The sequence below is a fragment of the Nakamurella sp. GG22 genome, assembly GCF_052976845.2.
In genome coordinates this window covers 1-21,140 of the sequence record NZ_JBRIIO020000021.1, presented here as the reverse complement: position 1 = coordinate 21,140, position 21,140 = coordinate 1, and the positions used below count along the sequence as shown (strand labels likewise).

The window sequence follows — 21,140 nt, the reverse complement described above, 5'->3', positions numbered from 1 at the left end:
CACCGGTCGGAACGTCAGATGTCGCGCCAATACATATCAGCGGCGAGTCGCGAGCCCCAGCGCTCGCGCAATCGAGCGAGATCAAGGGGTGATGGTCCGAGCAGGTCCCGTGGGATCTCGACGTCCGCCGATACGGACACCACGGTGCGACTACTTAGTTCGGCCAGCTTCAGACATACGTCGACGACGGCAGACGGCACTCCCAACCGCGGCGACAGTCCGCCCGCCCGGAGGAACAAAGACCGCTTGAACAGCACACACTCCGCCGGCAGTCCGGTCACTTCGCGATCCAGCTGCCACGCCCCGAACGGTCCGGCATCGTCCGGCCACGACCCGGCGCCGATCGGATGGAACTGCGCACCTTCCACCGCCATTCCCGCGGCGGCCACCCTGCCATCCCAGCGGCGCACTCTGGGTCCGACTGCGCCGATAGTCGGATCCTGGGCCAGTCCCATCAGGACCGCGAGCCAGGAGCGCGTCATAGGACGAACAGAATCCCCGATCAACAGCACGAGATCTGCACGACTGGCGAGCACAGCACGGTTGATGGCGTCCACCGACCACGGGTCGCCCTGCAGCCGAACCAGCCGACCATGATTGCGCAGGATCTCCGCCACTTCGGCCTCAGCACCGGTTAGAGCCAGTCTATTGCCGCCGATCACTGTGATGTCGGCCACCTGGTCACCAGCGTCGTCAATGACGCGCCGCAACGCTGCCGTCAGAGCCACCTGATCTATGCCGCCCACCATTTGCCGGCCGCCGGTGCTTGGCATGATCACTGAGATCTCGACGTCGTCGGGGATGGCGCGGTCGATCCGGTACCGTCCGGTCGCGTCGGTCTGGGTTACCGTCGCCGCTAGTCCGGTGCGCTGGAGGTGCTCCTCCAGGGCGCGCCGAGCCGCGCTGAAGACATACTCGTTACCGACCGAATGGCTGACCGACGTTGGGAGTGTGCGCCACCGGTACAACGACTGGGGAATGCTCCGCACCGCCCGTGCGCGTTCGGTTGCGCGCAGGACAAGATCGTAGTCCTGGCTGCCATCAAACCCCTCGCGGAAACCGCCGATGTCGTCGAGGTGTGACCGTCGGTACACCCCGAGATGGCCGGTGTACATCTGTCCGCGAAGGCGCTCCGGGGAAAATGCTGGCTTGCGGAACTCCCCGAGTACCTCGCCCGCCGGCCCGATGATGATTTCGTCCGAATAGAGAACATCGACATCGGAGTCGCTCTCGACCACCGCTCGGCAGCTGGCAACGGCGTCCGGCGCGACGATGTCGTCATGATCGAGCAGTGCCACAAATTCTCCACGGGCGATCTCGAGGCCACGGTTCGACGCGCGAACGATGCCGGAGTTCGTCGTCAAAGCGACATGCCGGATCCGGATGTCCGCGGCCGCCGCCCCGGTCAGCGCTGCAGTGAGGTCAGGATCGCCCGAGCCGTCATCGACCAGCACCAGCTCCCAGTCCGGGTCACTTTGGGCGCGGACCGAGCCGATCATCTCGGCCAGGTAGTTCGGCGCAGTGCGGTAGACCGGCACCACGATCGAAAGGAACGGCGCATCAGCGGGCCGAGTGACAGGGGTTTCGGCTGGCGCCGCGGTCACCGCCTCGACCTGCGCAGCAGCCCCCGGAAGGGCTGAAAAGGAGCGAGCACTGCACGCCCGACCCGCCAAGTGGTGGCCTGCTTCAACTCGGCGATCTGCTGGTCGCGCTCGGCCATCACCTGAGCCACCGTTGCGTCTCCGGCACCGCCGGCCAGCCGCTCCCTGGCCTGGGCGAGGTCCTCCACCAGGGAGGCAATCGTCGCCTGTAGGCCGGCGCGTTCGATGGCGGCGGCGCCGCGCTCCGCTTCAGACTCCAGCCGGGCAACGGAGCTCCGCAGGACGATCAGCTCGTCAACCATGGCGAGCCGGGCGGCCCGATCGCTCAGTTCGGGTTCGCCCTGGGCGGCAAGGCGGTCGTGCAGGGACGCCACCTCCGCGACCAACCGGTCACGTTCCTCGATCACCGGCGACAGCGACTCGTCCAATTCACGACGGACTTGAAGCAGGGCGCGACGCTTGGAATCCACCTCACGGAGCAACGGCGCGAGCATGGCCTCGTACCGGGTGACGAGTTCCGTTGCGGTCGTTCGCGCCCGTGCGAAGACGGTGGCCCACGGCGAGATGAAGCCCGCGTCGATGTCGGTTCGCCGGAAGAAGCCATGCACTGCGAAGTCCTGCGCCCAGGCCGCCGGCTGGCGGATGTTGATGTGGGTCGCCTCGTCGAAATCATCTGGGGTGGTGGACAACACTATGAGATCCGTTGCGGCGCAAAGATTCGCCACTGCAAGCCGTGACTGCTCGATGGACATATGCTCGAGGACCTCGATGCAGGTGATCAGGTCGTAGCGCCGGTCCAGCGGCTGCACCAAATCCCTGACTTCGAGCCGGTCCGCTAGCTCCGGAGGCGCGCCCGTCGTTGCGTATTCCGAGATGTCGCCACCCCTGGCGTCGACGCCCCGCTCGGCGAGTGCACGTACAAGGAAGCCCTTCGCGCACCCTGCGTCGTAGGTCGTCTCCGGTGCGAACAGCTCGATCAGCGAGTCGGCGATTCCCCCAAAGAAACTCCGCCAATGAGGTTCCTCGTAGGTGTACGGCGGACCCGAGTAATCGTGGAAGTAGGCGGTCGAATAATCCGCTGAAGAGGTCGTCGCATCCATCGCGGGCAGGGTCACACTGGTCCTCTCGTCGTGCTGGAACTCAGTCATTGGAAGCCGTCAATCGAATACGGGAGCAGGCCCGTCGAACGAGGTGCGCCGCAGCTCGTTGACGTAGGGATCGTTCTCCAACTGCACTGCCCACCGCCAGCGGATTCGCCGAATTTCCGCGTCGGTCACGTGCGGATCACGGGTCTGCGATTCGTAGTGAAGCAACGTCGCGTGCGGCGTGTACAGGATGCGCAGGCCCGCTGCTCGGATTTTTAGCGAAAGGTCGACGTCGTTGTAGCTGAGCGGGAACTCCTCCGAGAAACCACCGACCATGAGAAAATCCGAGGCGCGCACCAGCATGCAGGCGCCGGTGACTCCCGACCTCTCCGAGGTCACCATGGCGGCGCCGCCCTCGCTGGCGTCGTCCGCCGCATACCGGAACATCGTGTGCCCGGCGTAACCTCCGTTGTATTCGTGACCAGCGTGTTGCAGAGTGCCGTCAGCAAAGAGCAGTCGGGCGCCGACGGCACCGACCTCAGGGTCATTCAGAAGTCCGACCATCTCGTGCAGCCAATCCGATGTAACGACTTCCATGTCGTCGTTCAGGAAGCAGACGTACTCCCCGGTTGCCGCCACCGCTCCGGCGTTGCACTTCCGGGAGAAATGAAACGGACCGTAGAACGGCGTGAGTACCACTTCTCCGCCGGAGACCTCCTCTATCTCGCGCAGCGCCGCCGCCGGTGTTGACGTGTCGTAGACCACAACGATCTCGAGATTCGGATACCTATTGGGCTTCCAAATGCTGCGTATGAATTCGACCGCGTGGCACCGGGGGAACCCATGGATTACCGACGAGCTCGCTCTGGTCGGGATGACAAGGCTGACCTTGGGGTGCCGGGTGAGTTGACGCCGAACGCGCTGGCCGACCGGCCGGCCGGCCATCTCTATCGGGGAGACGCTGGCGGACTCCCCGGCCTCGGCCATCACCCGGGCGACCGTGCGGCAACGATCGAAGGGGTCGCCGAGGATGAACGGCGCGCCGTGACCCCGCTCACGATGCAGATAGAATGGCCCAGCCAGATGGGACGGCGCGCCTAGCCGGCTCGCCATGCGCAGGACCAAGTCGTACCAGACAGCGGTACCGAACTCCGGCCGGAAACCACCTTCCTCGCGAACCACATCGAGCGGCAGAACAGCGAGCAAAAGGGCGTAGGGCTGTGACCGGAGTCTTTCGGGCGAGAAGTCGGGTTTGAACCAGACCTCTTCCGCGCCCCCCTCGTCGCCCGCCACCGCCTCGTCCGTGTACAGCCAGGGAGCCTCCGAGAGCCGCGACCGGACGACGCGGAAGGTGTCGGCGTCCAGTCGATCACCGCAGTCGACCCAGCACAGATGGCTGGCCCTCGCGAGTGCGAGAGCCACGACGGCCAGCTCCCCTGGGTCTGCGGGACCGGGAATTGCGATGGCGCGTGTTTCGTCGGCAATGAGATCCTTGACGGCCGCCAAGGTTCCGGGCGCCGCGTCCGCCGGCACGGCGATGCACCACTGCCAACTTCCGTCGTACTGCGCCTGCAACGACTCAAGGGTGCTGCCGAGGCCATCGACCGTGGCCGCCGGTGTCAGCACCGCCACCAGCGCCGCCGACGTCATTGGGCGCGGCCGTGAGTTGCCGTTGCCGCCAGCCGTCTGATCCGCCTGACGAACGTAGCGTCACGTTCCGCGATGGCCCGGTCCCGTTCCGCCCGCGCACCGGCCAATAGCTGCAGCAACCGATCTGTGCTGGCCTTCCTTAGACGCGCTTCGCGCTCCGCGGCCGCCCGAGCTGCGCCAGCCTGTGCCTCGAGGCCGGCAATATAGTCGCGGAGCAGCAGTTGGGCGTCCCGTGACACTTGTGCAAGGACGACCAGGGGATCTCCGGTTGCGGGGTGGTCGGTCACCTGGCGTCCCTGCCGGGGCGACTGGTCGAGGGCATGTGTGGTCGATCCTCCATCGGTCACCTGCAGTTCTCAGCCCGGATCGGGCCGAGAGCATCATAGATGCTCGGCCTGGTCGTCGAGCGCGCCCCGGAGCATCACCGCCCGGCTTACCATGACCACTGGCCCGCGACCGGGCCGGTCCGCCTAGTGCGGCGACCAACGACCTCTGGAGGCGTGTCCGACCGATGAGCTACGCGGTACCGGTCCAGGAAGGGCCAGAGGATTTTCCGGATGCCATGGTGGCTGGCACCCGCAAAGGTTCCGGAACCCGGGAGTTGCTGGGAAACCTGACCATGCGTGAAGTGCGGTCACAATTCAAGAGAACTGCATTGGGTCGGGCGTGGTCTTTCATCAACCCACTGGCAACCATCGCCATCTACTCGATCGTCTTCGGCTACATCCTCCAGTCCCCGATCTCGCCAGGGGTGAACAGCGGCATCCATTACTTCGCCCTGTTCCTCGCGACAGCGCTGATACCTTGGAGCTTCCTTTCCGGCGCGATCATGGCCGGGATGGGTTCGATTGTAAACAATGCGGGCCTTCTGTCCAAGGTCTATTTTCCTCGCTTTATCCTGCCGGTGTCGACCATCCTCGCAATGACGGTGACGTTCTGCATCGAGCTCGGCCTTCTCACAGTGATCATGGCGTTCGTCGGTGGCCCGAAGGTCCTGGTATTCTTGCCTGGACTGATCGTCATGATGGCGCTGACCGTGTTGTTCTGCGTCGGTATCGCGATGATGCTGTCGATCGCAATGGTATATTTTCGCGACACGCAGCACTTCATGAACATCTTCATTCAGCTGTGGTTCTACGCGACTCCAATCATTTATTCGGAGACGCTCATCCTGCAAATGCAGGAGAAGGTCCGGGCGCGAGGTTGGACATTATTCGGCGAGCCGTTCCCGTTGTTCTTCCTGTACAACCTCAATCCCGCCGCACGCATCACCGGAGCCTTTCGGCTGATGCTGTACGACTACGTGTGGCCCAGCTGGCAGGACTGGCTCGTGGTGTCGGTCTGGGTGGCCATCGCGTTGGGCGTTGGAACGCTAGTCTTCAACAAATTCTCGGCCCGCGTGGTGGAGGAACTATGACCGGCTCTGTCTTTGGACGTCCGACTTCCAAGGTGCCTCCACGCACGGCTGTGTCCGTTCAAGGCGTCTCCAAGTCGTTCCGGGTCTACCACGACCGCAACCAGTCACTGAAGGCGACCATCCTGCGTCGTAAGCGCGCGGAGTTCGTCGAGTTCTGGGCGTTGCGTGATGTGTCCCTGGAGATTCCGGAAGGCGAGACTTTCGGACTGATGGGCCACAACGGCTCTGGCAAATCGACGCTGCTGAAGTGCATTGCCAAGATCCTGAGACCGAATGAAGGCTCGATCACTTCTCGGGGGCGGATGGCAGCGATGCTGGAGGTCGGATCAGGATTCCACCCGGAACTCTCGGGCAAGGAGAATGTTTACCTGAACGGCTCCATCCTCGGCATGAGCCGTAACGAGATAGATCGGAAGTTCGACACCATCGTGGAATTCGCCGGCGTCGGCGATTTCATCGACCAGCCTGTGAAGAATTATTCATCCGGAATGTATGTCCGTTTAGGGTTTTCTGTCTCCATCCACGTCGACCCGGACATCCTGCTAGTCGACGAGATCCTTGCGGTCGGCGACATGCAGTTCCAGGAGAAGTGTCGGGAAAAGTTCGCCGAGTTCAAGGACAAAGGCAAGACCGTCATCGTTGTCAGCCACGGCCTCGGCGAGATGCGGACGCTCTGCGACAAGGCGGCCTGGCTCGACCACGGCAAGCTTGTCGAGGTCGGCCCGGCCGCCCAGATCGTCGACAACTACATCGAGGCGGGCCACCTCGCGCGGCCGGTCGCTTCCGGTGGTACCCGGCACGGCAGCGGCGAGATTCTCGTCGAACGGATCGAGATGCTGAACCGCAAAGGCGAGGACACGCGACAGTTTGCCACCGGTGCCGAGGTGACGCTTCGGCTCCACTATCAGGCCGCTGCGAGGATTGAGCGTCCGGTGTTCGCCGCCTCCCTTCACTCACTGGACGGTCAGCATCTGTGGTCCCATCACACCTGGGACGCCGAGTACATCCCGTCCGCGCTGAACGGCAAGGGCAGTATCGACGTCCGTATTCCGGCGTTGCCGTTACAGCCGGGAACCTTCACCATCAACACGTCCGTAGTCGATGAATCACTTTCGCACAGCTTCGACCAGTGGGTGAAGGCGGTGCATTTCGACGTTGTGCAGGGCGTCCCGCGCGAGTCCGGCGGTGTCATCGTCATGCACAGCTCGTGGGAGAACCTGCAACCACCCGGACTGATCGACCCGGCGACGTCGGCGCCCGGCGGCGGCTTGCCGACCGCCGAAGCGGCCGGTGGCCACGCCAACCCGGCTAACGCTACCCGCCCCGCCTCTGTCCCCGTGCCCGTCTCGCAGTCCGAAGTTGATTCCGAGTCGGTGGTCCGCCGCACCTAGTATCTGTCGGTGCGCATTGCCCTGGTGTCGGCCCACTACCCACCCAACTTCGTCTCCGGCGGAACGCTGGTCCCGCAACGCATCGCCGAGGGCCTGGCCCGGCGTGGTCACCGGGTCAGCGTGTTCGCCGGCTCGATGGACGACGGCCACCGCGACCTCACGGTTCGTCAGGAACTGACCGCGGGTGGCGTGGCGATCCAGTGGACGACGATCACCGGAATGCTGGCCTGGACCGACCAGGTCAACTACGCCAATGACGAGATCGAGGCGGAATTCGCCCGCTGGCTCGCGCGGACCCGGCCGCGGGTCGTGCACTTCCACAACCTGCAGGGGTTCGGAGGTGCGCTGGTCTCCTTGGCCTCGGCGGCCGGGGCGGTCGTCGTCGTCACGATGCACGACATGTGGTGGTGGTGTGCGCGGCAGTTCCTGGTGACCCGGAACCTGCGCCCCTGCTCGACGGTCGTCGACTGCGGCGTCTGCCCCTGCGAGCGGACCAACACCTGGCTGGTGGAGCGCAACCAGCGACTGGCGAGCCACCTGCAGAACGCCGACCTGGTGCTCGCCCCGTCGTCCACGATGATCGACCTGCTGTCCGCGAACGGGGTCGACCCGCAGCGACTGGCCCTCGACGAGAACCCCTCCCCCGACGCGGTCCGTGCCGCCGTCAGCAGGGAGCCCGGTGACGGCACGGTCCGGTTCGTGTTCGCGGGCGGCAAGCACGCGGTCAAGGGCGCCGGGGTCGCCGTCGAGGCCGCGAGGTCGCTGGACGCGCTCGACGGATGGTCGCTGGACCTGTACGGCGACGAGGAGACCGACCTCCCAGAGCACGTCAGGTCGCTGCCGCCGTACCCGGCGGACGAGGTGGCCCGCGTGCTCAGCCGGTATGACGTGCTGCTGATGTCGTCGGTGATGCTGGAGTCGTACTCGCTGCTCACCCGGGAGGCGCTGGCCGCGGGCTGCGCCGTCATCACCGGCGACAACCCCGGTCCCACAGAGGTTGTCAAGGACGGCGTGAACGGCCTGGTGGTTCCGCGCGGGGACCCGGAGGCGTTCGGCGACGCGATGCGCCGGCTGGTCACCGAACCGGGGCTGTTGGCGTCCCTGCAGCCGACTCCGGGCGAACTGCCGCTGCGCTCGCTGGAGGATCAACTGGACGGGCTGGAACAGCGCTACGCCGACCTGGTCGCCGCCCGTCGCTCGGCGCCGGCGATGACGGTCGTCGACCGGGAGCTCCGGCCGATCCGGCGGGTGCTGATCGCCAGCGGGATCACCGGTGCGCCGCTCCGCTATCGCGGGCATCTGCCCCGCGAGGCGCTGTCCACCGTCGGCGTGCAGGCGGACGTGCACATGTACCGGGACGTGCAGGTGTTCCACGACGCCCGCGAGGCCGATGCGGTTGTCCTCTACCGGGTGCCGGCGACCCAGCAGATCCTCGATCTGATCGAGATGATCCGGCGCCGCCCCGACCCGGTCCCGATCCTGTTCGACGTCGACGACCTGATCTTCGATCCCGGGCTGCGCACCGAGCTGGACCCGATGCTCGAGAAGGTCGCCGGGCTCGATCTCGAGCTGTACTGGCAGGGAATCCGGCGGTACCGCACCACCCTCGAGGCGGCCGACGCCTACATCGGCTCCACGGACATGCTGTGCGATCAGGTCAGCCGGCTCACCGGGATACCGGTGCACCGGTGGTCGAACGGCGTGAGCCGGGAAACGGCGCGCATCTCCGACCGGGAACTGCACCGCAAACGGCGGGCGGGACCCGTCAGGATCGGCTACCTGTCCGGCACCAACACCCACAACGAGGACTGGGCCTTCGTCGAACCGGCCATCCGGGAGGTGCTCCGCAGCCGGCCCGATGTCCAGCTGTGGATCGGTGGGCTGCTGGAGCCGTCACCCGCCCTCGCCGAGTTCTCCGGGCGGATCCGCAGGCTGCCGCTCAAGCCGTGGAGCCAACTGCCGGCAGTGCTGCGCGACCTCGACATCAACCTGGCACCACTGGAACCGGGCAAGGTCTTCAACGAGGCGAAGAGTTCGATCAAGTGGCTGGAGGCGGCACTCACCAGGACGCCGACCGTCGCGAGCCCGTCGCAGCCGTTCCGCGAGTCCATCGAGCACGGGTCGTCCGGGATGCTCGCGGCGGGCCTCGACGACTGGACCCGGTTGTTGCTCGAACTCATCGACGACGCCCCGCTGCGCCACCGGATCGGCTACACCGCGCGTGAGCAGGCACTACTGACGCTCTCGCCGGCGCAGCAGGGGCATCGTTACCTCGAAATCCTGGAAAGTGCCCGTCGGTCGGTGATCGAGAACGGGCACCGCCCGCTGTTCGAGAACTGGCAGCCCGAGGTGCTGTCGGAGGCGTACATCCTGCAGGTGCCGGACGGTTACGGCGCCCCCCAGGGGATCGATCGCGGGGGGGAGGCCCGGTCGCTGCGCAGGATCACCAGGGATTACGTGGATAGCGGACGGAACCACCTCCGCACCCAGGGGGTGGCCGGCACGGCGCTGAAGGCCGCAACGGTCGCCGCTCGGGTGCCGGCGAAGGTCGCGGGCCGGCTCCGGTAGAGGGTCTGCTCCGAGCCTTCCCAGGTCAGCTCGCGCCTGTGTTAGCTTCGGCACCTGGCTGCTGTACCCAGCTCAGCTCGCGCCCTTCCTCGGGTGAGCTCGCGGCCCTTCCGGGTCAGCTCGTGTGCAGGCGCCACAGCGCGTCCGCCGCCGCGGCCCAGCTGAACAGCGCCGCCCTTTCCAGCCCGCGCCTGCGCAGCTCCGCCGACGGCCCGTCCACCCCGTCGAACGATTCCAACGCATCGGCCAGCGCGGCCCTGTCCTCGCACGGGACCACGATCGCCGCCCCGCCCGAGAGCTCCACCAGTGCCGGCGCGTCCGAGCAGATGACCGGTGTCCCGGCTGCGAACGCCTCCAGCACGGGGAGCCCGAATCCCTCCGAGCGCGACGGCGCCACCAGCGCGGTCGCGCCCTGCATCGCTGCGGCCAGATCCTCGTCCGGCAGCCGGCCCAGCAGCACCAGCCGGTCCGGAGAGATACCGGCAGCGGCGGCCAGCGCCGGCAGGTCGACGCCGCCCCAGCCCGGCTGCCCGGCGACAGCCAGCCGGGCCCGCCGGGCTGCCGGCATCGCCAGCGCATCGATCAGCACGTCCAGACCCTTCCGCGGTTCCAGGGTCGCCACGCTCAGGAAGTAGGGCTCGGCGAGGCCCATCCGATCCCGCCTGGCCTGCGCATCCGGCGGTGCCACCAACGCCGTGACGCCGTGCGGCACGACGTGGACCCGGTCGGACGCGGCCGGGAAGATGCCGGCCAGGTCGTCGGCGACCGCACAGGACGGCACCACCACCGCCTTGGCGTGTTTCATCGCGCGCCCGATCATCGCCCGGTGCCAGTCGACTCCCCGCGGGCTCAACGTCTCGGGGTGGGTCCAGGCGACAGCATCGTGCACGGTGACCACCGTCCGGCCCAGTGCCGGCGGGGCCAGCGGGGTGGTGGCGTGCACCGCTGTTCCGCTCACCCACGGCGGCACACCGCGTCGCCAGAGCCGATTGAGGACCCGGTGGCCGGCGGGCAACCGGTGCGGACCGTTCGCGCCGGCGATGTGCGCCGCCGCTACGTCGCGGTGCCAGGCCGTCACTGTGCGGACCGTCCACCCGGAAGGCGCGCCGGCGGCCAGCGCCGCGGTGATCTCCGATGCGTACCGCCCGGTGCCCCCGGGCACCGGCGCCAGACACTGTTCGACCACCACACTCAGCACGCCGGAACTGGTCCGCGCCGAGGCGGGTCGAGGCGTCGGGGCGGTCTGCTGGTCGGGCATGAGCGCGAATTATCCGTCACCCGGCCCGCCGCGCCGCGCCGCGGTCGCGCAGTCCGGGCCGGTGAGGCGACCCGTAAGGTCACCGGTGGTTCTCGGACCCGTGCCGCTCCCGTTGGTGGACGACACGGTGGACGACACGGTGGACGACACGGTGGACGACACGGTGGACGACACGGCGGCGCAGGGACGGTGGGATGAGCAGCGGCGCAGCGCGGAACGGTCACCCGGACGTCACGGTCGTCGTGGTGACGTTCCGTGGGGCGCAGTGGGTGTCGGAGTGCCTGTCATCGCTGGCAGCGCAGACCCTGCCGCACCGTTTGCTGGTGATCGACAACGCCTCGTCGGACGGCACCGGAGAACTGCTCCGCGACCTGCTGCCCCCGGGGCAGGTTCTCCGGTTGCCGGTCAATGCCGGATTCGCCGGCGGTGTTGCTGCCGCGCTCCCGCTGGTCACGACCCGGTTCGTCGCACTGCTGAACGACGACGCGATCGCCGCCCCGGGCTGGCTGGCCGAGCTGACGGCGGCCGCCGTCGACGACCCGGACGCCGCCGCATGGACCTCACTGATGCTGCTGGCGGACGACCCGGGGCGGGTCAACAACCTGGGCGGTGCTCTCGACAGCCGTTGGTACGGAACCGATGTCGCGGCCGGCGCGGCCCCCGCCGACATCGACGGAAGGATCACCGACAGCTTCGCATTCTCGGGCGGCGCGGCCCTGCTCAGAACCGCGGCCATCAGGGCGGTCGGCGGATTCCCTGCCGACTACTTCATGTACTACGAGGACCTGGACACGTCCTGGAGGCTGCAGCTCGCCGGATGGGCGATCAGGGCCGTGCCGTCGGCCACGGTGCGGCACCGGCACGCGGCCAGCTCCGACCGGCGCTCGGAGATGTTCCACTTTCATAACGAGCGGAACCGGCTGCTCACGCTGCTGCGCTGCGCGCCGCTGCCGACCGCGCTGGGCCAGCTGTTGCGGTTCGTCCTGACCACCGGCTCCCTGGCGGCCACCCGGCTCGCCGGGCGCGGCGTCCCGGACCATGCAAACTTCCGCATCGGTCTGCGGGTGCGGGTGCTGGCGTCCGCACTGCGCCGCGTCCCGCGGGTTCTCGGCGCGCGGCCGGGCACCGCCGCCACCCGCCGAGCGGTTGCACGACGGGCGCGGACGGTCCCATAGGCTGCTCACCGGCCACGAGGAGGATCCCGACCATGTCGTTCGACAGCAGCAGGAAGATCACTGCCGCAAGCGCCGCGGTTGCCGGGTCGACCGGATGAGGCGGCAGCAGATCCTGATCGTCACCGACGACACGCTCGGCGAGCGGATGGCCGGGCCCGCGATCAGGGCATGGAACATCGCCGAGGCGCTCGCCGCCGACCACGACGTCCGGCTCGCGTCGACCCGTAAGGCGGAGGCCTCCAGCCCGCGGTTCGCGGTGTGCGACGGCTCCGGGGAAATGCTGGCCGGTCTCGCCAGGGGCATGGACGTGATCGTCCTGCAGGGCTTCACGCTGCGCGCCCACCCGTGGCTGGCGGGTCTCGGCGCACACCTCGTGATGGACATGTACGACCCCATCCATCTCGAGATCCTCGAGGGTGCACAGGATTCCGGCCACCCCCAGCGGCAACGCGAACTCGCCGGCGGGTTGGAGGCACTGCGGGTGCAGTTCGTGCACGGTGACTTCTTCCTGTGCGCCTCCGAGCGCCAACGCGACCTCTGGCTGGGCTACCTCTCCGCGTTGGGCAGGGTCAACTTCGCGACCTACGCGCAGGACAGCACGCTGCGCAAGCTGATCGACCTCGCACCGTTCGGCATCGACCCGGCGCCCCCGCTGCCGCCCGGTGCCCGCGGGGCGATCAAAGGCGTCATCGACGGGATCGGGCCCGACGACACCGTCCTGCTGTGGGCCGGCGGCGTCTACAACTGGTTCGATCCGGTGACCCTGATCGATGCCGTCGGTGATCTCGCCGACGAGCTCCCGAACCTCCGGCTGCTGTTCATGGGAACGAAACACCCGTCCCTGGATGACCTTTCGACGACGGTGCTGAGGCAGGGCGTCGCCCGCGCCGAAGAACGCGGCCTGCTCGGCACGCACGTCTTCTTCCGTGAGGGCTGGGTGCCGTATGCCGAACGCGGCGCCTTCCTCGCCGACGCCGACATCGGCGTGTCCACCCACGTGCTGCATGTCGAGACGGCGTTCTCGTTCCGCACCCGGATGCTCGACTACCTGTGGGCCGGCCTGCCGATCATCTGCACCGAGGGCGACGAGTTCGCCGGCATCGTGGAACGGGAACGGCTCGGCCGGGTGGTCGGGGAACGCGACCGGGACGGCCTCGCGGCGGCGATCAGGTCAGTGCTGGCCGACCCGGCAGAGCTGGCCCGATGCCATGAGGCGGTGGCGGCGACCGCCGAGCGGTTCCACTGGGAGCGCACGCTAGAGCCGCTGGTCCGGTACTGCGCCGACCCGTGGCGGGCCGCGGACACCGAAGGACCGCAGCGGCCGGTCGGCAGCCTGAGCATGGTCGGCAGCCGGCTGGACGACCGGCTGGCCTTCGCCCGCGAGTACCTGCGGGTGAACGGCATCGGGCGACTGCTGACCGTGGGGGCCAGGCGGACCGTTGTCGCGCTCGGCCGGCCGATCGCCCGCCTGCTACCCGCCGGCCTGCGGGCCCGCCTCCGCCGTCCGGCCGCGTCGTGAGCGGCGGCGTCATGAGCGGCGGCGTCGTGAGCGGGCGGGGCCGCACAACCCGATGATCGACGCGCTGCTCGACGGAACACCGTTGCTCGGCAGGCGGACGGGGATCGGCCGGTACACCGAGAACCTGCTCGCCGCCCTGGCCGCCCGTGCGGACGTCGCACCACGGGTGACGGCCTTCACCGCCCGCGGCTGGCGGAGCCTGCCTTCCAGTGTTCCGCCGGGTGTCCGCACGCGGGCGGTGCCGGTCCCCGCCCGTGCCCTGCGGTTCGTGTGGAGCCATGCCGAGCTACCGCCGGTGACGTTGTTCGGCGGCCGGGCCGACGTCTTCCACGGCACCAACTTCGTCCTCCCGCCGACCGGACGGGCCGGCGGGGTGATGACCATCCACGACCTGGCCTACCTGGCCAATCCCGATACCGTCGACCGGACCAGCCGCGCGCTCGTCGACCTCGTGCCGCGGGGTCTGCGGCGGGCTGCAGTGGTCTGCACCCCGACCCGGGTGGTCGCCGAACAGGTTCGCGATGCGTACGGCCCGTCGGTCCCCGAGCTGATCGTCACCCCGCTCGGGGTGGACGAGCACTGGTTCACACCGGACCCGGCCGCGACCGGCCGGATCCCGCTGCCCGACGACTACTTCCTGTTCGTCGGTACCCGGGAGCCGCGGAAGGATCTGGCCACCCTGCTGGCCGCGTACCGGCTGCTGCGCGCGGACCTCGGTGACGCCGCACCGGCCCTGCTGCTCGTGGGTCCGGAGGGCTGGGGACCGCAGGAAGCGCCGGAACCGGGCGTCGTTGTCATGGATTATCTTTCGCAGCCGGACCTCCGGTGGGTGACCGCGGGCGCGCGAACACTCGTGATGCCGTCCAGGGACGAGGGTTTCGGGCTTCCCGCACTGGAAGCCCTGGCCTGCGGAACGCCGGTGATCGTGAGCGACGTTCCCGCGCTGCTGGAGGTCACCGGCGGGATGGCGGAGGTGTTCCCGATCGGCGACGCGGTCGCCCTCGCCGGCCTTCTGGCGGCGGCCGCCGGGTCGGATCCCGCAGCCGCGAGTGCCGCGAGGACCGCCTACGCCAGGGCCTGGACGTGGGGTGCCTGCGCCGAGGCCACCGTGCGCGCGTATCGGCTGGCGGTCTCCTAGATCCGGCTACCCGGTGATCCGGATACATGGCACTTGCACAACCCAGGTGGGATCGGGTGGTGTCGTGACCTTCACGACCGCGTCAGGGCTGAGCGCACACACCGCGCTGCTGCCGTCGACCGTCGACTCCCAGTCGATCGAATTCACCGGATTGGTCGACCGGATGCTGAAGGCCATGACGGCGAGCAGCACGACGATGATCCCCAGGCCGGGAGCTCGCCAGCGGGTCGACCGGTCGGCGAGGATTCCCACCGTCACCGGGATGGTCGCCACCAGCATGATCGACGCCGCGGTGGCCCACCGGACGAGCGGTGGATCCGCAAGTCGCTCGGGCGTCATCTCGCTGTAGAAGAAGGCGGGGTTGGATCCCAGGACGAACGATGCGGTCCAGCTGACCGCGGACCCGAAGAGCAGGGCACCGAGTGCCACCTTCGCGTTCAGCCGGCCCCGTGCGAACCCGTACACGGCGAATCCGAGGATGATCGCGACGCCGACGAAACCTACCCACCACCCGATGTCCCGGAGCACAGCGCCTAGACGCGCAGTCCTGTTCGTAGCCAGGGACATCCCGACGTTGAGGACGTACCCCTCGATCGTGGAGGCGATCGGCGGGTAGTCGGTGGCAACGGCCCGTGGCGAGACCAGCGTAGTCATCACCTGGGCGATGACGCCGATCAACCAAGCGATGACCACCGGCAGGTTCCGCCGGGACTCGATCAGCTTCCAGACCGCGACCGGCAGGAACATCGCGCACTGCGGCTCCGTAGCGGTGCAGAGCAGCGCCACCACGCTCATTCCGACCGCCCCCAAGGCCGACCGCGGGCTGGTCAGCAGCACCCAGAGGCCGAGGTAGAGCAGGAACCAATGCAGGTTCGCCAGATTTCCCACCGCCTCGACGCCGACGACCGGTGTCAACACCGCGACGAGCCCGATCGCCATCCGGGACGGGAGAAACACGACGACATCCCGGCTGAAGACGAACACCAGGCCGGCGACTGCGCCCGCCACCAGGCAGGTCAGCAGGTTGACCGCCGTCGCCCACCAGGTGACAGGTAGGAAGGTCATGGTGAACCAGGCGATGCCCCGCGGCACGAGGTGCTGGTAGCCGGCGTACGGCTCTATCCACAGAGACCAGCCGCCGTGGGTCAGCCAATCCCCGAAAAAGGTGCGCCCGTCCTCGGCATACAGCTGGCCCAAGACCGAACCGGGCATCCGGAACCACGCAATCACCGCACCGGCCACCGTGACCGAGATCGCCAGCAGAGCGTCGCTGGGCAACCGAGGCACCGACGATGCGGGGGAACCCACCTCCAAGGGATCAGCGGCCGATGCGCGGGGTTCGCTCACTTGCGTCCCTCCTGACCGTTCACGACTCCCAGGTGCTGAATGCACAGGTCCGGATCACGATAGCCAGGTGGCGCCCGGTCCTCTGGTTTCTGGTCCCAACGGCGCGGGATTGGCTCCCGCCCCATCGGGATACAGTGCCTCCCGCACCGGCGCGCACCGTCGTTGGTGTGCGCGCCCCCGGGTTCTGCAACCACAACGCGAAAGTTGGCCAGCGATGGTAGGCAGCAGGGTCCTGGTCACCGGCGGGTCCGGCTTCATCGGCTCCCACCTCACGGAGCGCCTGCTCGACGAGGGACACGAGGTTCTCATCGTCGACAACTTCTACTCCGGAAGCCGCTCCAATCTGTCGCACCTGCTGTCGCATCCCCGACTGGATGTGATGCGGCACGACGTGACCTTCCCGCTCTACGTCGAGGTCGACGAGATCTACCACCTGGCCTGCCCGGCGTCACCCGTCTTCTACCAGCGGGATCCCGTCCAGACCACCAAGACATCGGTTGTCGGGACCATCAACATGCTCGGTCTCGCCAAGCGTACGAAGGCTCGAATACTGCTGGCCTCGACGTCCGAGGTGTACGGCGATCCGGAGGTGCACCCGCAGGAGGAGTCCTACTGGGGGCACGTCAACCCGATCGGCATCCGGTCGTGCTACGACGAGGGCAAGCGCTGCGCAGAGACCCTCTTCTTCGACTATCACCGCCAGCACGACATGTCGATCAAGGTCGCGCGCATCTTCAACACCTACGGGCCGGGCATGAGACCCGATGACGGACGGGTGGTCTCGAACTTCATCGTGTCCGCGCTCACCAGCAAGCCGCTGACCATCTACGGTGACGGTTCGCAGACGCGGTCATTCTGTTACATCGACGATCTTGTCGACGGTCTGGTCCGTCTGATGAACACCCCGCACGAGGTCACCGGCCCGATCAACCTCGGCAACCCCCACGAGTTCACGATGTCCGAGTTGGCCTCGACGATCCGGTCGCTGGTCGGATCCGACGTGCCGGTGGAACACCATCCGCTGCCGTCCGACGATCCCACCCAGCGTCAGCCCGACATCACGAGGGCGAAGGAAGTGCTGGGTTGGGTGCCGACCGTCGAACTGCAGCAGGGGCTGGAGGCGACTGTGGAGTACTTTCGCCGGCATCTGGCAGTCGATTCGCTGCGCTGATGCGCAGAGCAGACAGGCCTACTTCACGACCAGATCGAACTTCTCCCAGGGACCGATCACTGTTCGATTCGCAATCAGCGGCCGGTTGCCGTAGCTGTCGGCACAGACCAGCCGACCGTTCGCCCCAGCGCGGAGACTCACCGTCCCGTCAGTGTTTCGGATCAGGGTGAATGTCTCCCACGGGCCGATGGCCCCGCGGTTGGCAATCAGTGGCTTGTTGCCGTAGCTGTCTGCACAGACGTACTTGTTGTTCGCGTAGGAGCGCAGCGCGACGAGACCTGAACCGCGATTGATCACCTCGAATCGCTCCCACGGCCCGACCGCGGTCCGGTTGGCGATGAGCGGCAGAGTGCCATGGGTCTCGGCACACACCAACCGGTTGTTCGCGCGGGACCGCAGGGTCGATCCGGTCTTGACGCCGCGAATGCGCGCGGCCAACGCGGAGAGCTTGACATCCGGTGGACGGACGTCGATCTCGAAATGCATGGCGTCCACCGTGCCGCGGTAGTCACCGCCCCAGTAGACGACGCCGTTGCAGTCGGCCAGGATCCTGCGGATCGCCGCCACCTCGCCGGAGGTGAAGCCGCGGCTGACCGGGGCACCGTTGGGGTGCAGCTCCCAGTTCAGATCCATCGCCGTACCGGACGCGTGGTTCGACCACACGCTGGGATTGTTGACGTTCATCCGGTAGCTGTAGCCGCCGCTCTGGTAGGAGATCAGCTTCTCGACCTCGGCGTTGAAGCGGCCCGCGACGTAGGTCAGCACCGTCGCCACGTCGCCGCCCTTGAGCTGCAGCCGGATTGACGTCCCCGGCACCGGGTAGGACCCGACGCCGATGGCCGACGCGGGCGATCCGACCGGCCACCCGTTGTAGGACGTGGCTGACAGGGCGTTCGCTTCCAGGCTCTGGGCAAATTTGCCGGCGAACCTTGGATCTTCCGCCGGCGCACCGTCGGCACCGGCATCACCGCTCGGGGCGGCGTGAGACACGCCGCCCACGCCGAGGGCGACCGCGCCCGCCGTCAACGTGCCGAGTTGCAGGGCCCGGCGACGAGAGAATGTGGACATGCGGTCAAGCACCATGAAGCCTCCTGGACGAGGGCGCTGATGAGCGCGACTCATCGGGGAGGAAACGGAAATATCACTGTGAGTCGCTGACGCTTACTGACAGTATAAACCGGGGGTTGGTGAGCTTCGCTCACCGACTGGGCTGCCGAGGCGGTCAGCACCTCGGATCAGCGCATCGAGATACCGGGCCGGACCTGGGTTCCGGCGTCATTCGGCGGCGAACGCGCCCCGGTTCTCCGAGATGCCGGAGTGCAGCGCATCCCGCCACGGCCGCAACGGGGTCAGCCCGGCCGCCATCCAGGCCGCCGGGGACAACACGGAGTAGGCGGGCCTGGGCGCGGGGCGCTGGAAGGCGGCCGACGTGGTCGGCTCGACCCGCTCCGGGTCTCCGCCCAGTTCCTCGAAGATCGCCCGCGCGAAGCCGAACCAGGTCGTCTCCCCGCCGTTGGTGGCGTGCAGCACCCCGCCGGGAAGGTCGGCGGCGGCCAGCTCGAGCAGCCCCGCAGCGAGGTCCGCCGAGTAGGTCGGGGTACCCCGCTGGTCGTCGACGACGGTGATCGTGGGCTTGGTCGCCTCGAGCTTGGCCATCGTTTTGACGAAGTTCGAGCCGGTGGCGCCCCATACCCAGGCGGTACGGACGATGTGCGCCTCCGGGCACGCGTCCAACGCGGCCTGCTCGCCGGCCAGCTTGGACGCGCCGTACACGCTCTGCGGTCCGGTGGCGTCGTCGGGCTCGTACGGCCGGGTGCCGTCGCCCGGGAACACGTAGTCGGTGGAGACATGGATCAGGCCCAGACCCAGCCGGCTCGCCGTCTGCGCGAGATGGGTCGGGCCCGCCGCGTTGACCGCGTATGCGGCGTCGACATCGGTCTCCGCCGCATCGACCGCCGTGTATGCGGCGGCATTGATCACGACGGCCCGCCCCGTGACGTCGTCGGTCCGCGTGCCCACCTCGTGCGACCAGCGCAGGAACTCGGTCAACACGGCGTCGACGGCGTCCGGATCGGTGATGTCCAGCCCCGACGAATCGAACGCCTGCGCCGGGATTCCGGCCGCCGCGGCCGCCGCGACCAGGTCCGAACCCAGCTGGCCGCGGGCCCCGGTGATGAGCACCGACGTCACAGAGCAACTCCCTCGATTGGTGCAGGTGTTCGGGCGGCGATGCGCGGTCCATTCCGGCGGGCCGCCGGCAGTGTCAGCGGTCGATCGCCGAGCGCGCCTTGAGCGGCTCCCACCAGTCGCGGTTGTCCCGGTACCAGGAGACGGTGTCCGCCAGGCCCTTGTCGAACGGAACCTGCGGCTGGTAGCCGAGCTCCTTCGAGATCTTGCTGTGGTCGACCGAGTACCGCTGGTCGTGCCCGCCGCCGCGCGGGTCGATGATCCGCTCGATGTACGACTCGTCGCGGCCGGTGGCCTCGATGAGCTTCATCGTGAGTTCGGCGTTGGTCAGTTCGGTGCCGCCGCCGATGTTGTAGACGTCGCCGGTCCGGCCGCCCGCCAGCACGAGCGCGATGCCGCGGCAGTGGTCGTCGACGTGCAGCCAGTCGCGAACCTGCGAACCCTCGCCGTAGAGCGGCACCGTGTCGCCGTCCATCAGGTTGGTGACGAACAGCGGGATGACCTTCTCCGGGAACTGGTACGGCCCGTAGTTGTTCGAGCAGCGGGTGATCGCGACCGGGACGCCGTGCGTCCTGGCGTACGCCCGCGCGATCAGATCCGACGACGCCTTCGACGCGGAGTACGGCGAATTCGGCTCCAGCGGCTGCTTCTCGTCCCACGAGCCGCTGTCGATGGACCCGTACACCTCGTCGGTGGAGACGTGCACGAACTTCGTCAGCTTCGTGTCGAGCGCCGACTGCAGCAGCGTCTGCGTCCCCAGGACGTTGGTGAGCACGAAATCGGCACCGCCGAGGATGGACCGGTCGACGTGCGACTCGGCGGCGAAGTGCACCACGGCGTCAGCCCGGCCGACCAGCTTGCTGGTCAGCTCCGCGTCGCAGATGTCGCCCTGGACGAAGTCGTAGCGATCGGAGTCCTCGACCTCCCGAAGGTTGGCCAGGTTGCCGGCGTAGGTCAATTTGTCCAGCACGGTGACCTCGGCGCCCTCCAGCCCCGGGAAGTCGTCAGCCAGAAGGTGTCGGGTGAAGACCGACCCGATGAACCCGGCACCGCCGGTCACGAGAATGCGCATGGGTAGCCATTGTGCCGTACCCGAACCGGTTCCCTTGCATTGGTCAGATGCTGGAAAGGGGGTACACGCCGTCCCTTTGTCACCGGATCGGCGGAGGCCCGCGGCTACCCTGGGCAGCGTTCCGGTACCCCGATGAGGTCGGCATCGGGAGTCAGGCAACCGGGTATGTCCGAACCGCGTCTTGTGTGCGTCCTGAGTGGCAGTCGACGCGGTTCGACCGGGAATACGGTCCGGCAGCGGTGAACCCGGTCCGGCGGCGGACCGGAATCATCGGCGTGTCACGGACACCGGCACGGCCGTACAGGCTGTCGGGCAACCTTGGAGGAAGGCAGTCGCATGGCGAATTCGGACGTCCCGGATCCACGACGCGGACCGCGCCGGTTCGGACCGAGCGCCGGATCCCCTGCCGCCAACACCCCCGACTTCGACGACTCGACGACGGTGTACAGCCCACCGCCCTACGGCGGGCCGCCCGCCGATCGGCCGCGGCAGCAGCCTGCCGCCCCGCCCGACCCGCGCCTGGGCGCCCAGTCGTCCACGCCCCGGCAGCCGGCCGGCCCC

General features: G+C 67.9%; 16 protein-coding genes and 1 pseudogene. 9 read left to right on the top strand and 8 right to left on the bottom strand.

Translation table 11 applies throughout. The features are described 5' to 3' along the window. Nucleotides 1–14 precede the first annotated feature (14 nt). The 3 genes from ACVBEQ_RS19415 to ACVBEQ_RS19405 are packed head-to-tail and all read right to left on the bottom strand — an operon-like array spanning nt 15 to nt 3,979. Complete coding sequence (locus tag ACVBEQ_RS19415; RefSeq protein ID WP_447154950.1) at nt 15–1,604, bottom strand: glycosyltransferase family 2 protein; 1,590 nt, start codon at nt 1,602–1,604, stop codon at nt 15–17. Continuing rightward, entirely contained in the window at nt 1,601–2,701 is a 1,101-nt protein-coding gene (locus ACVBEQ_RS19410) for a methyltransferase domain-containing protein (protein ID WP_447154949.1), read from the bottom strand. The genes ACVBEQ_RS19415 and ACVBEQ_RS19410 overlap by 4 nt, the downstream gene beginning before the upstream one ends. A gap of 57 nt (nt 2,702–2,758) precedes the next feature. Further along, nucleotides 2,759–3,979, bottom strand: a complete 1,221-nt coding sequence (locus ACVBEQ_RS19405; protein WP_447154948.1) for a glycosyltransferase family 2 protein — start codon at nt 3,977–3,979, stop codon at nt 2,759–2,761. A gap of 199 nt (nt 3,980–4,178) precedes the next feature. Between ACVBEQ_RS19405 and ACVBEQ_RS19400 the strand changes: the two genes are divergently transcribed. The 4 genes from ACVBEQ_RS19400 to ACVBEQ_RS19385 all read left to right on the top strand — a co-directional run bounded on the left by ACVBEQ_RS19400 (nt 4,179) and on the right by ACVBEQ_RS19385 (nt 9,712). Further along, entirely contained in the window at nt 4,179–4,376 is a 198-nt protein-coding gene (locus tag ACVBEQ_RS19400; protein ID WP_473163192.1) for a hypothetical protein, read from the top strand. A gap of 471 nt (nt 4,377–4,847) precedes the next feature. Then, on the top strand, nt 4,848–5,753 hold the full coding sequence (locus ACVBEQ_RS19395; RefSeq protein WP_447154947.1) for an ABC transporter permease: 906 nt from the start codon (nt 4,848–4,850) through the stop codon (nt 5,751–5,753). Next, nucleotides 5,750–7,144, top strand: coding sequence for an ABC transporter ATP-binding protein (locus ACVBEQ_RS19390; protein ID WP_447154946.1), 1,395 nt, complete (start codon nt 5,750–5,752; stop codon nt 7,142–7,144). The genes ACVBEQ_RS19395 and ACVBEQ_RS19390 overlap by 4 nt, the downstream gene beginning before the upstream one ends. A gap of 9 nt (nt 7,145–7,153) precedes the next feature. Then, nucleotides 7,154–9,712 (top strand): glycosyltransferase, encoded by a 2,559-nt coding sequence (locus tag ACVBEQ_RS19385; RefSeq protein ID WP_447154945.1) that lies wholly within the window; start codon nt 7,154–7,156, stop codon nt 9,710–9,712. 115 nt (nt 9,713–9,827) lie between these two features. Here ACVBEQ_RS19385 and ACVBEQ_RS19380 read toward each other — a convergent pair whose 3' ends face one another. Next, nucleotides 9,828–10,970 (bottom strand): glycosyltransferase family 4 protein, encoded by a 1,143-nt coding sequence (locus tag ACVBEQ_RS19380; RefSeq protein WP_447154944.1) that lies wholly within the window; start codon nt 10,968–10,970, stop codon nt 9,828–9,830. A 194-nt stretch (nt 10,971–11,164) separates the two neighbouring features. On the opposite strand from ACVBEQ_RS19380, the gene ACVBEQ_RS19375 reads away from it, so the two are divergent. The 3 genes from ACVBEQ_RS19375 (at nt 11,165) to ACVBEQ_RS19365 (ending at nt 14,802) form a co-directional block, all read left to right on the top strand. Beyond that, a complete protein-coding gene (locus tag ACVBEQ_RS19375) occupies nt 11,165–12,145 on the top strand; it encodes a glycosyltransferase family 2 protein (protein WP_447154943.1) in 981 nt (326 codons plus the stop codon). Nucleotides 12,146–12,239: 94 nt separating this feature from the next. Beyond that, nucleotides 12,240–13,664: a glycosyltransferase family 4 protein gene (locus ACVBEQ_RS19370; RefSeq protein ID WP_447154942.1), complete on the top strand. Its 1,425-nt coding sequence runs from the start codon at nt 12,240–12,242 to the stop codon at nt 13,662–13,664. Nucleotides 13,665–13,716: 52 nt separating this feature from the next. After that, nucleotides 13,717–14,802, top strand: a complete 1,086-nt coding sequence (locus tag ACVBEQ_RS19365) for a glycosyltransferase family 4 protein (RefSeq protein ID WP_447154941.1) — start codon at nt 13,717–13,719, stop codon at nt 14,800–14,802. A 6-nt stretch (nt 14,803–14,808) separates the two neighbouring features. Here the strand turns inward: ACVBEQ_RS19365 and ACVBEQ_RS19360 are convergent, their stop codons facing one another. After that, the gene (locus ACVBEQ_RS19360; RefSeq protein WP_447154940.1) at nt 14,809–16,149 is read right to left on the bottom strand and encodes a hypothetical protein; all 1,341 of its coding nucleotides are present in this window, start codon (nt 16,147–16,149) and stop codon (nt 14,809–14,811) included. Between the two features lie 214 nt (nt 16,150–16,363). Here ACVBEQ_RS19360 and ACVBEQ_RS19355 point away from each other — a divergent pair, with 214 nt between their 5' ends. Then, entirely contained in the window at nt 16,364–17,320 is a 957-nt protein-coding gene (locus ACVBEQ_RS19355; RefSeq protein ID WP_447154939.1) for a UDP-glucuronic acid decarboxylase family protein, read from the top strand. A gap of 18 nt (nt 17,321–17,338) precedes the next feature. On the opposite strand, the gene ACVBEQ_RS19350 is transcribed toward ACVBEQ_RS19355, so the two are convergent. The 3 genes from ACVBEQ_RS19350 to rfbB all read right to left on the bottom strand — a co-directional run bounded on the left by ACVBEQ_RS19350 (nt 17,339) and on the right by rfbB (nt 20,579). Further along, complete coding sequence (locus tag ACVBEQ_RS19350) at nt 17,339–18,388, bottom strand: M15 family metallopeptidase (protein WP_447154938.1); 1,050 nt, start codon at nt 18,386–18,388, stop codon at nt 17,339–17,341. 207 nt (nt 18,389–18,595) lie between these two features. Next, complete coding sequence (rfbD, locus tag ACVBEQ_RS19345) at nt 18,596–19,510, bottom strand: dTDP-4-dehydrorhamnose reductase (RefSeq protein ID WP_447154937.1); 915 nt, start codon at nt 19,508–19,510, stop codon at nt 18,596–18,598. A gap of 73 nt (nt 19,511–19,583) precedes the next feature. Then, a complete protein-coding gene (rfbB, locus tag ACVBEQ_RS19340) occupies nt 19,584–20,579 on the bottom strand; it encodes a dTDP-glucose 4,6-dehydratase (protein WP_447154936.1) in 996 nt (331 codons plus the stop codon). Between the two features lie 336 nt (nt 20,580–20,915). On the opposite strand from rfbB, the pseudogene ACVBEQ_RS19335 reads away from it, so the two are divergent. Then, a pseudogene (locus ACVBEQ_RS19335) lies at nt 20,916–21,140 on the top strand (hypothetical protein); the annotation flags it as partial.

Coding starts and splice junctions, on each gene's coding strand:
- ACVBEQ_RS19390 (WP_447154946.1), top strand. CDS start 5,750: ATGACCGGCTCTGTCTTTGGACGTCCGACTTCCAAGGTGCCTCCACGC.
- ACVBEQ_RS19395 (WP_447154947.1), top strand. CDS start 4,848: ATGAGCTACGCGGTACCGGTCCAGGAAGGGCCAGAGGATTTTCCGGAT.
- ACVBEQ_RS19355 (WP_447154939.1), top strand. CDS start 16,364: ATGGTAGGCAGCAGGGTCCTGGTCACCGGCGGGTCCGGCTTCATCGGC.
- ACVBEQ_RS19380 (WP_447154944.1), bottom strand. CDS start 10,970: ATGCCCGACCAGCAGACCGCCCCGACGCCTCGACCCGCCTCGGCGCGG.
- rfbB (WP_447154936.1), bottom strand. CDS start 20,579: ATGCGCATTCTCGTGACCGGCGGTGCCGGGTTCATCGGGTCGGTCTTC.
- ACVBEQ_RS19410 (WP_447154949.1), bottom strand. CDS start 2,701: ATGGATGCGACGACCTCTTCAGCGGATTATTCGACCGCCTACTTCCAC.
- ACVBEQ_RS19375 (WP_447154943.1), top strand. CDS start 11,165: ATGAGCAGCGGCGCAGCGCGGAACGGTCACCCGGACGTCACGGTCGTC.
- ACVBEQ_RS19365 (WP_447154941.1), top strand. CDS start 13,717: ATGATCGACGCGCTGCTCGACGGAACACCGTTGCTCGGCAGGCGGACG.
- ACVBEQ_RS19350 (WP_447154938.1), bottom strand. CDS start 18,388: ATGTCCACATTCTCTCGTCGCCGGGCCCTGCAACTCGGCACGTTGACG.
- ACVBEQ_RS19370 (WP_447154942.1), top strand. CDS start 12,240: ATGAGGCGGCAGCAGATCCTGATCGTCACCGACGACACGCTCGGCGAG.